A 12,541-nucleotide genomic window follows, 5' to 3' on the forward strand; every position below is an offset into this window, starting at 1 on the left:
GGAGATATGACACTCATCTACAGTCCGGAGACACTGGACTTTATCCAGCAGAGCATGAATTACCTCGCTCTGCTCGATCCCGAGGTCACCCCTCGATGGACGAGGGAGACGGTGCGTGAGTGCCGAGACACACTGGCAGCAGTGTATGCCGCAGCAACGAGACTTCCGGATCTGGATCCATCGCTTTTCTTTGGCGAGCTGGAACATTTAGTCGAGGAAGAGGATTACGAACGGGTGAGACGACGCTACGAGCGATTCTTTGCCGACCGTGATCTATTCCCCGATGCACTCAATGAGCAGATGCAATACTCGGAGCGTCCGATCAACGTCAGTCTCAGTGAGCTGCTTGCCGACCTCTTCCAGGCTCTCGCCGATATCGTCTGGGTCTATAGGCAGCAAAATGAGGAGACAATGGTCCAGTCCATTGCCGAGGCGAGGTACGCCTTTGACCACGAGTGGGGAGAGAAGCTTGCAGCCGTGCTCAGACGACTCCACCTCCTACTCAGCGATCCGGACTTTATGCCCCTGGAGATGCCGGACGATGAGGATGACCTATTGAGCCATGACGAGTAATATGCCTTTAGATCGGACCACCATCACCAAGGAAGAGCTCGGGGAGCTGGAGGCGGAGGAGCTTCCGGTGCCGGTCACGATCCTTGACGCCTCGTGCTCGGACGAAGAGATAGAGAGCGTCATGGATGCGCTCTCGAGGGCTGCCGTCCTCGGTCTTGACACAGAGACTAAGCCCTCATTTCATAAGGGCGAGGGGAACAAGGTCTCCATACTCCAGCTCTCCGATCACGAGCGATCAGTAATCATCAAGCTCCTGACCTTTGACGGCAAGGAGGACAAGGCATCACGCCTTGCCCCCGTAGCACGCGTTCTTGCAGACGACAAGACGCTCCTCGTGGGGGTGTCTATCCACGATGACGCCCTCGGTCTGAGGAAAGACCATGGCCTAGAGTGCCATCAGGTCCTTGAGCTACAGCTGACAGCCAAGGCCGCTGGGCTTAAGGTCTTCTCGCTCTCCAAGCTCTACGCCCTACTCTACGACAAGCGCATCTCAAAGAGCCAGCGACTCACCAATTGGGAGAGCGAGAAACTGTCGGAGGCGCAGAAAAACTATGCCGCACTCGATGCCTACGCCGGTCTGCTGATCTACGATGGGCTCAAGGACTACGTCAAGCCCTCTATGATTGAGAAGAAAGTGGGACCAACCGTAAGGACGCCCAAGCCTAAGAAGAAAGAGCCCACTGCGAGGACACGAAAGCGCAGGGTCAAAGCTAAGGTCAGGAGGGCAAAAGTAAAAAGTAAAACCACCGACAAATAACTCTCCTCATGACTACCAACAACACCATACCGATACTCCACTTACGCCCCGGCAAAGATGAGCCGATGGAGCGCCGCCATCCCTGGGTCTTCTCAGGAGCACTAGACAGGAGAGATACTGACGGGCTGATGGAAGGAGACGTGGTTGAGCTCAGGAGCTCCAAGGATGACTTTGTCGCCCGCGGCTACTGGTCCCCTGAGAATATTGCGATACGGATCCTCACTTTCGATGTATCCGAGCAGATTGATCAAGCATTCTGGACCCGGCGACTGAGGGAGGCTCTCGAGGTGAGGGAGGTTGTTGGCCTGGCGAGAGAGCACGCCGCTTTCCGCTGGGTTTATGGCGAAGGCGATGGACTCCCAGGACTGATCATCGACCTGTACGACACTATCGCTGTCATGCAGGCTCATACGCTCGGCATCCACCGACAGAGGCACATGATCTCAGAGGCGATGTCCGCTGTACTCGGCAGTCGCCTACAGGTGGTCTACTACAAGAGCGCTGAGACGCTGTCGGCAAGTGCTCCGATAGAGGGGGAGATCGACGAACTGCTAATGGGAACTCTACCGAAGGAGCAGCATGTGGTGATCGACGAGCGGGGGATGAAGTTTTACCTCGACGTTGTCAAGGGACAGAAGACCGGCTTCTTCTTAGATCAGAGAGACAACCGCTCGCTGCTGAGACAGTATGCTAAGGGACGTAAGGTGCTCAATATGTTTTGCTACACGGGAGGATTCTCCCTCGCTGCCATGCTGGGAGAGGCTAAGCAAGTGGTCTCGGTAGATAGCTCGGAGCGCGCCATAGACCTGACGGCAAGGAATATGGAGCTCAACTTCCCCGGCAGGGACGATACCCACGAGGAGATCGCCACCGATGCATTCGGCTACTTAGAAGGACTACAGGGGGGAGAGTACGACCTGATGGTGCTGGATCCGCCCGCCTTTGCAAAGAATAGACGCGTCCTCTCACGCGCACTAAATGGCTACCGACGACTCAATCGTATAGCTCTCCAGAAGATTGCCCCCTCGAGCCTGCTATTCACCTTCAGTTGCTCGCAGGTGGTTAGCCCGGAGAAATTTCAGGAAGCAGTATTTACCGCTGCCCTGCAAGCCGGGCGGGAGGTAAGGATCCTCCACCGCCTTACTCAGGCAGCGGATCATCCGGTGAATATTTATCACCCCGAGGGAGAGTATCTCAAGGGGCTGGTGCTCTACGTCAAGTAATATGTCCGGGCTCCTCTCACGATACACTCCGCTGTTGCTCCTTCTCATTGGGATGATGTCGTCCTGCATTGAGACAAGGAAGGAGAGAGAGTCGGAGCTCGTTAATTATCGTAAGTGGAGCGAAATCATCGCCAGCGATACGCTCCGAGTAGGGACGGTCACTTCCCCTACGGACTTTTACTTCTACAGAGGAGAGCCTTTCGGTCTCGAGTATCAGAAAGTATCTCGCTTCGCCGAGGCTAATAAGCTCAAGCTCGACATCAGGGTCACCGGTAGCAGGGATAGCCTTATGGCATGGATCTCGTCTGGAGCCATAGACCTTTCCATCACACCCTTTGCTATGACCTCCGAGCTCAGCCAGTCGTATAACTTTGCTGGCACTGTGGATACGATCGCCTTAGTAGTGGTGCAAAATAGATCCACTGCCCCACTCCTCCGAAGGGTGGGCGACCTCGATGGAAAGTCGATCTACGTCTCCTCCAGTAGCCCGGCAGAGATGCGGCTAAAGCAGATCGTTGCTGAGGCAGCCCTGGACTCCCTCCATATCCTGCCGGTCGACTCACTGGGTGATGTGGACCTGATCAAGTCGGTCGCTGACCAGGAGGACTCTATCCGCTACGCAGCAGTAGACACCCGGCTCGCCGGATTATTTCAGCGTCACCACCCCACCCTCGACACTGAGCTTCGCATCAGCGTACCACTGCGGTACAGCTGGATGCTTCATAAGGGGAATCAGAGTCTTACCGAGCAGATCAGCCGCTTCTTCTCCTCCTCTCCTGAGGAGGAAGAGGAGGATCTCGACCGCCTACTCACGATTGAGAGTGGCAATTACTTCAGGAGCCTCAGATCCCCACTTCCTACCCCTACTATCCGACCGGGTGCGATCTCACCTTATGATGAGATATTCATGCAAGAGGCAAAGCGTCTGGGCTGGCACTGGAGCTATCTCGCTGCGATCGCCTTCACAGAGTCCCGCTTCATCCCGGACGTTGTAGCTCGATCGGGTGCGAGAGGTCTCATGGGTGTAATGCCTGCCACCGGGCGGGCCTACGGGGTGAGCAGCGATCAGTTGCTGGACCCTCTGACAGCAGTGCGTGTGGCGGTCGATTGCCTTAGGGACAATGAAAAGTCCTTCAGCAACATCAGGGACACCCATGAGCGAGAGTGCTTCACCCTCGCCGCCTACAACGCCGGTTACGGTCACGTCCTGGATGCGATGCGTCTGGCACGCAAGTATAGTGCTCCGGACAGTGTCTGGGAGGGTGGTGTTAGGGAGTACCTCCTCCTTAAGAGCACGCCGAAGTACTTCAATGACCCAGTGGCCAAGTACGGCTATGTTCGCGGCTCGGAGACAGTCAAGTATGTAGACAATATCATGCACCTCTCTGCCCTCTATCAGGGAGCAAAGAGGAAGGAAAAATAGTTAGCTAAGAGTATGAAAGTAGTAAACTTATCAGAGCAAAACAGCCTCATCAATCGCTTCATCGCAGAGATGAGAGATGTCAATATCCATGGGGACTCGATGCGCTTCCGGAGCAATGCCAGGCGCCTCGGCGAGATCATGGCTTATGAGATCAGTAAGACACTCGACTACACCGAGAAGAGGGTGACCACGCCCCTTGGAACCAAGGATATGTACCTGCCTACGGAGGAGGTAGTCGTCGCCACCATACTTCGTGCCGGGCTACCCATGCAGATCGGACTGACCAATTACTTCGACAAGGCTGACAACGCTTTCGTCTCCGCTTACCGCAAGGAGGGTGGCGATAGTGAGCTGGGATTTGACGTACACATCGAGTACTTAGCTTCGCCCTCTCTTGAGGGACGGACACTGATCCTTGCCGACCCTATGCTCGCCACTGGTAGCTCGATGATGCTGGCCTACAATGCTCTCCTCACCAAGGGACAGCCTGCCACCACCCACTTTGCAGCGATCATCGCCAGCCGGCAGGGAGTAGATATGCTCTGTAAGCACGCCCCTGAGGACTCCACCCTCTGGATTACAGCACTCGATGATAAGCTCAATGAGCACGCCTACATCGTCCCGGGACTGGGTGATGCCGGCGATCTCTCATTTGGGACCAAGATGGACTAATAGCGTATCACTTTACTACGAGCAGAGCCTCCGATGGGACAAGCGTCTACGTCGGAGGCTCTGCTCGTATAGTCCTACTGCCCTACACCTTCCTCAGCCAGATGCTCCGCACGCTGTGATCGTCACTCTTCTCGATGATGAGATTGGAGCGAAAGCGCGTCGGCTCGATATTCTGGACGAGATTGATCAGATTGATATCGTCCCACACCTTATTTGCCAGACCGATCGTCTCTTCTCTGGTGAGATCAGCGTAGCGATAGAAGTAGGAGTCCTTATTCCGAAACGCCGTCTGTTGTAGCTTGATAAAGCGGTCCACATACCACCGGCGGATCGCAGACTTATCCGCATCGACATAGATGGAGAAGTCAAAGAAGTCTGAGACGAAGACCGACCGACGAGCCCGGGAGGCATCCACACTCGCTTGCAAGACATTGATCCCCTCGATGATCAGCACATCCGGCTGATCGACATCGTCATACTCATCAGGGATGACGTCATAGAAGAGGTGAGAGTACTTAGGAGACGGCAAGTGGCGACGACCACTCTTGACCGCCGCAAGGAAGTTGAGCAGGCGCATCACATCGTAGCTCTCGGGGAAACCCTTTCGGTCGCTCAGACCGCGACGCTCCAGCTCAGCATTTGTATAGAGGAAGCCATCAGTCGTCACGAGCGAGACCTTTGGCGTCTCCTCATTCATCGACAGAAGTTTCTGCAGGACCCTCGCGGTCGTGCTCTTACCCACAGCCACACTTCCGGCGATCCCGATGACGTAGGGGACGGTCTGAAATTGTCGATGGAAAAATTCCCCATAGTCGCTCTGCAGATTCTTGTGGTGCATAATGTTTATCTCCAGGAAGCGACACATAGGGAGATAAATGTCGCTGATCTCCTCCACTGTAAGCGGTTCATTCATCGCATGGAGCTTGCTCACATCTATCTCAGAGAAAGGGAAGTCAGGATGGCTGTCCAAGCTGCTCCACTGATCTCTGGTAAACGACTGATAGGGAGAGAATGTTGCGGTGTAAGGTTTCATTTGACGGTCGATAAGTCCTTCATGCTATGTCACGACAAAGGTATCTATTTTGCCCCACCCACGCTCGAGCGCTAGGAGTCGTCCTAGCGGAAAAGCAACACAAAAAACCTCAGAACTCCATACGGAGAATGGAAAATAATCCAGCACACTGGCTCTCAAAATGTAGCAACACATTACATCTAATACAAGACCTTTGCAAAATGGTCTTGATAAGAGAGACCACCCATCCGCTTGCCTAAGCATCAGCCTCTCTGACGGGCATCAGATAGCTTACTGTATAGCGCAGATGCGTCAGCCCTGCCCTCCCAAACTAAACCCGGGTTTAGTCATCACTATTACCGGGTTTAGTGATCTCTAATATCGGGTTTAGAATTCACTGAAGTCTATCCAGCTCAATACGATACTCCCCGGCGCCGGAGATCCCCACCCCTAACTCTCAGTGCGCCTCAAGGAGGCGAGGTCTCGGATTAATTCTTAGGCATCGGTCGAGCCACGAAGTGTCGTAGACCAATGTACGAGAGTTCACTCCGAAACTTGACCGCTTGCGGGCCGACGCCACACTAGAGATGACCGTTATTTATAGAGAAACTGCCCGTCCTTATAGGATCAGCCTCTCTGACAAGCATCAGATCCATTACTGTAAAACTCAAAAATGTCAGCCCCTAGGTTCAACTTCGAAGTGCAACACTAGAGGAAAAAGTTTGACGAGAGGGGCTTGCCATGCAGGCAAAATTTCGTACCTTTGCGACCACAAAGAAGGATGGCGAGGTAGCTCAGCTGGTTAGAGCGCAGGATTCATAATCCTGAGGTCATGGGATCGTGCCCCATTCTCGCTACTATTGACGACAAAGAGCTCAGGCGGATGTCCGCCTGAGCTCTTTTCTTCTTTATCTATCCTCGAAGTGGTGGGGGTCGCGGCGGAGGAGGTCCATGATTGCGGCCGGGGGCTGCTCCTGCTCCAGCTGGCTCCGCATGTAATCCATATAGGGCGCAACGTGGTCAAAGAACTTGTAAAACCCGCGGCAGAGGTAGTTGAGCCCCGGCTCCCCGTACTCGTCCTTGATGAAGCGGTTCTTGGGACACTCGCCCCAGCAGGCAAAGAGGTAGGGACACTCCCGGCACTGCCTCGGTAGGGCATCGTACTTATCCCTTCCAAACCTCTGCTGTCTTGGGCTGTACATCATCTCTATCAGCGTTCTAGAGTGGATATTCCCAAGTTTGTACTTCGGGAAGACGAAGTGATCACAGCTGTAGACATCGCCATTGTACTCCATCACTCCGGCGTGACCGCAGTACTTCGCCATCGTGCAGACTCCCGGCTGGACACCCATCCAATTGGCGAGCGTAGCATCGAAGAGCTGGATAAAGTACTCTCCCACACCGTCCCTCACCCAGACATCGAAGAGACCACAGAGGAAGTCTCCCCACTGCTCGGGTGTGACTGAGAAGGAGGACAACTGACTCTCCTCATCAGGCTCCCCGACAGTCGCCAAGCGACCATCCGCATGGTACCTCTCCACAATGGGGGCAAACTGTATGTAGTGGCAGCCAATGGACTTGAAGAAAGAGTAAAACCCCTCGGGATCATCGGCATTGAGCGCATTGACGACTGCCAAGATATTGAAGTCCACCCCGTGCCTCTGCAGCAGTCGCACCCCACGCATCACGCGATCAAAGGAGGGCTTGTCGCTCGGGGTGCGCCTTAGGGCATCGTGATAGGCACGCTCTCCATCGAGGGAGATGCCGACGAGGAAGTGGTTAGCCTTGAAGAATCGACACCACTCATCATTGAGCAGAGTGCCATTGGTCTGAAGCGTATTGATGATTCGGTGCCCTCCGGCATACTTGCGCTGGAGCCGAACCGCCTTTTGATAAAAAGAAAGAGGGCGCAGGAGTGCTTCGCCACCATGCCAGGTAAAGACAACCTCTCCGGTGGACTGGCTGCCGATGTACTCACGCACATACCGCTCCAGCACCTCATCGCTCATCTGCTGGCTCTGAGGCGATGCCACGTCACGGTAGAGCTCTTTCTTCTCGAGATAATAGCAATAGGTACAGGCGAGGTTGCAGAGCGACCCGGCCGGCTTAGCCATCACGTAGAGCGGACGAGCGAGAGGATTAGCGATGGGACGACGATCCATTACGACTTAAATAGGTATCTAAAGGCTTCATCCACCCGACTGACCGGCACGACTCTTATGGAGGAGCTCCTGCTGAGATCAAGGCTCTTGGCATTGTCCTGAGGGATGATGATCTGACGGAAGCCGATCTTCTCCGCTTCGGCGACACGCTGAGCAATACGAGACACAGCGCGCACCTCACCGCTCAGACCTACCTCACCGGTGACGCATATCTCTCGACTGATCGGGAGGTCAAGGCTGGAGGAGAGTACGGCAGAGAGGATGGCGAGGTCGATGCCCGGGTCGGTGATGTAGAGCCCGCCTGCGATATTGAGGAAGACATCCTTCTGCACAAGCTTAAAGTTGGCTCGCTTCTCCAGCACAGCAAGGAGCATATTGGCACGGCGGAGGTCAGTCCCTGTGGCAGCGTGCTGAGGATAATTGTAGACCGCTGAGGAGACTAATGCCTGAGTCTCCACTAAGAGTGGGCGTATCCCCTCCATGGTCACGCCGATACAGATCCCGCTCAGGCCCTGGTCGCTCCCGGAGAGGAGCATCTCGGAGGGATTGGTTACCTGCCGGAGCCCTTCCTGCTTCATCTCGTAGAGGCCGATCTCAGAGGTGTTGCCGAAGCGATTTTTCAGAGACCTGAGGATCCTATACTGGTGGTTTCGGTCGCCCTCAAAGCGCAGAACGGTGTCGACTAAGTGCTCCATGATCTTTGGTCCGGCGATCTCACCATCCTTGGTGATGTGGCCGATGATGATCACCGGGATATTGGTATGCTTCGCAAAAGCCATCAGCGCTGACGTACACTCCCTCACCTGCGCAAGGCTACCGGGAGCAGACTCACTTCGGGAGGTTCGCATCGTCTGGATGGAGTCGACGACCAGTAGGTCGGGGCGTGAGGACTGAGCGGTCTCGATGATCGTCTCGACGTCCGTCTCCGAGTAGAGGAGGCATCGTGAGATCGACGAGGCGTCGGTGATACGCTCCGCCCGGATGCGTATCTGCCCCATACTCTCCTCCCCGCTGACGTAGAGCGTGGTGATGTCGGGATTGCGCAGCACGCTCTGCAGGACAAGGGTACTCTTGCCGATGCCCGGCTCACCGCCCATCAGGACGAGGGATCCCTTGACGAGTCCCCCGCCGAGGACGCGATTAAGCTCACCATCACGCATATCCATACGCGGAGCACTCTCGGGCGAGACCTCACAGAGCGGCACCGGCCGGTGTCCTCCCTCCGTGCGATCGCTTCGGATCTTCACCCCCGGGAGATCATCCCGGACGCGAAACTCCTTGAGACTATCCCACTCCCCACAGGAGGGACAGCGCCCCAGCCACTTGGGGAAGTCCTCGCCGCAGTTGCTGCAGACGTAGACCACCTTGTCCTTACCTCCGCTCATCGCTCGTCACTCGGTGCAGAACTGCTTGTAGTACTCAACGCTCTCCGGGAGTCGCTCACTGACGTCCTCGGCATCGGCACTGAAGAAGGAGAATATGCGCCCAAACCTTGCTCCCGCATAGTCAATGCTGCTAATGATGGGGAGAAAGAGCCCCTGCAGTCCGTCCTCTCCGTAGACCTCCTCCGAGGGGACACCGGCAGAGGTGGCGAGGTCAATCAGCTTTCCGTCGAGGGTGCCCTCTCCACCGGCTGCCGATCCGGCGCCCCAGACCTGATCGATCCAGCACTTCATCACGCCGGGGACGGACATCCAGTAGAGAGGAAACTGCAGGATAACCCGATCCGCCTCACGGAGCAGCTTCTTCTCCGCCTCCACGTCAAAGGTCATGCCCGACCCACAGGCATCGGCGAGGCAGTGGATGGTGAGGTCGGGATCATTCATCGCTCTCAGGCCCTCGACCCAGCCCCTTGACACGGTGGACTCCACCAGATGGGGATGTCCCACAACAACTAATGTTTTCATAAGAAAAATCGTTTTACTTAGTTCCTTTGAGACAAATGTAGCCATTTAAGGGGAGACAAAGTCGGGGAGTTCGCCATTTTTGTCTATCATTGCACTCGTAACACAAGGAAGAGAAAGATGATTAAGAACGTATTAGTTGATGTCGGAGGAGTACTGATAGACCTCCACAGGTCAGTCGCTGTCGATCGGCTGAGAGAGCTGGGAGTAAAGGATGCAGACGAGATGCTGGATGCCTACCGCCAGACCGGCGGCTTCCTCGACTACGAGAGCGGGCGGATCAGCACGGAGGACTTTGCGCACCATCTCTCCGAGACCTACCACAGAGAGATCACCATAGAGCAGCTCCGGTGGGCCCTGCTTGGCTTCCTCAAGCGCGTCTGTGAGGAGAAGCTCACCTTCCTCGAGGAGGAGATCGCACCGCACTATCGGGTACTGGCGCTCTCCAATACCAATCCCCTGCTGTATGACTACTTCGAGAGCAAGGACTTCATCTCCTCCGGCAGACCGCTGTCAGACTTCTTTGAGCGTGTCTTTACCTCCTACACTATGGGGATGTGCAAGCCGGAGCGCGAGATCTTCCTGAGGGTCCTCGAGGAGGCATCCCTACGACCGGAGGAGACACTCTTCCTCGACGACGGCCCCGCCAATACCGCCATGGCCCGATCCCTCGGTATGGTAGCCTACACCTGCAAGAATGAGGAGGACTGGCGGGACCCGATCCGCCGCCTGCTGGTCAGATAAGTAGCGCCGTCAGCAGGTAGGCAAGCCAGGAGAGGAGCCAGGCGACAGCCGTCGCATAGACGGCGTCAAAGACCGCCCACTTGTAGGACCCGGTCTCCCTCCCCACCGCAACGAATGTAGCAATACAAGGGAAGTAGAGCAGGACGAAGACAAGGAAAGCGACCACCGTAGGGATCGTCAGCACCGGACTCCCATCCGCATAGGTAGCCTTCTGCAGTCGCTGTGAGAGGGAGGAGGTGTCTGATTCGTCCCCCACATAGAGCACCCCGAGTGTACTCACCACCACCTCCTTAGCGGCCACACCGGTTAGCGTTGATACGGAGAGTCGCCAGTCGAAGTGCTGGGGAGCAAAGACCGGTGAAATCGCCCTCCCCAGCCGACCGATGTATGACTGCTCCTGTGAGATGATCCGTAGCTGACGCTCCGGAGTGAGGGTCTCAAAGCTCGCCGCCTCATCCGGTCCCACCCGGTCGAGATAGGAGGCCACCAACTCCTCCCCTCGAGGTGTCTCCAGACTGTCTACGTGGGGGAAGTAGCCCAGTGCCCAGATGATCACCGTCGCAGCGAGGATCGTGGTTGCCATTTTCTGGAGATACTGCCGCGCCCGCTCCCAGGTGTGGATCGCAATGGTCTTGGCAGCCGGCACCCGATAGGGTGGCATCTCTATGACATAGGGGGTCTCATCGTCCATGGAGAGTACCTTGGAGAAAAGGAGGGAGGACAGCACACCGACCAGGATCCCGAGGAGATAAATGGAGAAGAGGGCCACCCCTGCATGCCGTGGGAAGAAGGTCCCCACCAGCAAGAGATAGACCGGGAGCCGCGCGCTACAGCTCATAAAAGGCGTCACCAGGATCGTGATCAGGCGAGACTTTGGACTCTCGATCGTGCGTGCTCCCATGATCGCCGGGACACTGCACCCAAAGCCCATAAGCATTGGCACGAAGCTCTTGCCATGCAGCCCTATCGCCGCCATAAGCCGATCCATGATAAAGGCGGCCCTGGCGAGGTAGCCCGTGTCCTCCATCAGGCTGATGCAGAGGTAGAGGATGAGGATATTGGGGAGAAAAACCAGCACGCCACCTACGCCACCTATTACACCGTCGACCAGAAGTGACCTCAGAGGCCCCTCGCTCATCACCCCCTCCAGCAGACTACCAAGCCACCCCATACCGCTCTCTATCCAGTCCATCGGGTACTGACCGAGGGTGAAGGTGAGCTCAAAGGTGAGAAACATCAGAAGCAAGAAGATAGGGAATCCCCACACCCGGTGAGTCACCAGGTCATCGATACGCTTATCGATCCGTGTGGATCGCCCCTCGCTCCGCCGTATGTAGATCCCGTCAAGTATCGTCCTGATATGCCGATAGCGACTGTCGATCACTTGCTGCTCAAGTGCGCCATCAGCCTCATCTGCTCCGGCGTGGCTCTCGACAATCCCGTCCACCTGCTCCAGCACACGGCTGCCGGCGGGATCACGACGAGTCACATAGTCTCTGAGGGACTTGTCCTGCTCCAGCAGCTTGATAGCGAGGAAGTCAGGACGGAGCCAGGCTGTCTCATCACCTAGTGAGGTCTCAGACTCTATGAGTCGAGTCACCTCCTCTATCGACTCTCTGAGCGAGCTCTCGTACCGCACACTCGGACCTGACGGACGATGGGCAGACGCAAGTCGCTCCCGGTGTAGACGAGCCACAGTAGCAAAGAGCTCCCTCAGCCCCTCACCGGTCCGACCAATGGTCGGGATCACCGGCATGCCGAGCCGTCTCGACAGCGCCTTGATATCGAGTCTCGTCCCACTCTCCCTCAGCTCATCATACATATTTAGCGCCACAATGGTCGGCACCCCGGCCTCCATGAGCTGGACCGTCATGTATAGGTTTCGCTCCAGATTGGATCCATCGATGACGTTGACGATCACATCGGGCGGTGTCTCGGTCTCAAAGAGCTGATGAGTCACAAACTTCTCCTCCGGACTATAGGAGGAGAGGGAGTACGTGCCGGGCAAGTCGACGAGGTGGAATAGGGTATCTCCCTGTCGGTAGTCTGCCACAGCCGCCGCCACAGTCAC

11 protein-coding genes and 1 tRNA gene are annotated in these 12,541 nt (G+C 56.1%); 7 read left to right on the forward strand and 5 right to left on the reverse strand.

Annotation, left to right across the window (positions count from 1 at the left end):
- The 5 genes from Q0F21_RS02380 to upp form a co-directional block, all read left to right on the forward strand.
- Positions 1–573: DUF5063 domain-containing protein (locus Q0F21_RS02380; protein ID WP_297237039.1), on the forward strand; the 573-nt coding region annotated here is incomplete at its 5' end.
- Between the two features lies 1 nt (position 574).
- The gene (locus Q0F21_RS02385; protein WP_297237041.1) at positions 575–1,330 is read left to right on the forward strand and encodes a 3'-5' exonuclease; all 756 of its coding nucleotides are present in this window, start codon (positions 575–577) and stop codon (positions 1,328–1,330) included.
- Positions 1,331–1,356: 26 nt separating this feature from the next.
- On the forward strand, positions 1,357–2,553 hold the full coding sequence (locus tag Q0F21_RS02390) for a class I SAM-dependent rRNA methyltransferase (RefSeq protein ID WP_297237059.1): 1,197 nt from the start codon (positions 1,357–1,359) through the stop codon (positions 2,551–2,553).
- Between the two features lies 1 nt (position 2,554).
- Complete coding sequence (locus Q0F21_RS02395; RefSeq protein WP_297237043.1) at positions 2,555–3,976, forward strand: transglycosylase SLT domain-containing protein; 1,422 nt, start codon at positions 2,555–2,557, stop codon at positions 3,974–3,976.
- 12 nt (positions 3,977–3,988) lie between these two features.
- Positions 3,989–4,648, forward strand: a complete 660-nt coding sequence (gene upp, locus Q0F21_RS02400) for a uracil phosphoribosyltransferase (protein ID WP_297237045.1) — start codon at positions 3,989–3,991, stop codon at positions 4,646–4,648.
- An 82-nt stretch (positions 4,649–4,730) separates the two neighbouring features.
- Here the strand turns inward: upp and coaA are convergent, their stop codons facing one another.
- A complete protein-coding gene (gene coaA / locus Q0F21_RS02405; RefSeq protein WP_297237047.1) occupies positions 4,731–5,681 on the reverse strand; it encodes a type I pantothenate kinase in 951 nt (316 codons plus the stop codon).
- A 762-nt stretch (positions 5,682–6,443) separates the two neighbouring features.
- Between coaA and Q0F21_RS02410 the strand changes: the two genes are divergently transcribed.
- Positions 6,444–6,517: transfer RNA gene (locus Q0F21_RS02410), tRNA-Met, on the forward strand.
- Between the two features lie 51 nt (positions 6,518–6,568).
- Here the strand turns inward: Q0F21_RS02410 and Q0F21_RS02415 are convergent.
- Genes Q0F21_RS02415 through Q0F21_RS02425 form a run of 3 tightly spaced genes read right to left on the reverse strand, consistent with a single transcriptional unit; the run spans position 6,569 to position 9,729 of the window.
- Positions 6,569–7,822, reverse strand: a complete 1,254-nt coding sequence (locus Q0F21_RS02415) for an anaerobic sulfatase-maturation protein (protein ID WP_297237049.1) — start codon at positions 7,820–7,822, stop codon at positions 6,569–6,571.
- Complete coding sequence (radA, locus tag Q0F21_RS02420) at positions 7,822–9,207, reverse strand: DNA repair protein RadA (RefSeq protein WP_297237050.1); 1,386 nt, start codon at positions 9,205–9,207, stop codon at positions 7,822–7,824. Before radA ends, Q0F21_RS02415 begins: the two co-directional genes overlap by 1 nt.
- Before the next feature lie 6 nt (positions 9,208–9,213).
- On the reverse strand, positions 9,214–9,729 hold the full coding sequence (locus Q0F21_RS02425; protein ID WP_297237052.1) for an NAD(P)H-dependent oxidoreductase: 516 nt from the start codon (positions 9,727–9,729) through the stop codon (positions 9,214–9,216).
- Between the two features lie 117 nt (positions 9,730–9,846).
- On the opposite strand from Q0F21_RS02425, the gene Q0F21_RS02430 reads away from it, so the two are divergent.
- Positions 9,847–10,470 (forward strand): HAD family phosphatase, encoded by a 624-nt coding sequence (locus tag Q0F21_RS02430; protein WP_297237054.1) that lies wholly within the window; start codon positions 9,847–9,849, stop codon positions 10,468–10,470.
- On the opposite strand, the gene feoB is transcribed toward Q0F21_RS02430, so the two are convergent.
- On the reverse strand, positions 10,463–12,541 hold a 2,079-nt coding region (gene feoB, locus Q0F21_RS02435; protein WP_297237056.1), incomplete at its 5' end, for a ferrous iron transport protein B. The two genes, Q0F21_RS02430 and feoB, sit on opposite strands and share 8 nt — an antisense overlap.

Source organism: uncultured Porphyromonas sp. (assembly GCF_934359325.1).
In the GTDB taxonomy this organism is placed as follows: domain Bacteria; phylum Bacteroidota; class Bacteroidia; order Bacteroidales; family Porphyromonadaceae; genus Porphyromonas_A.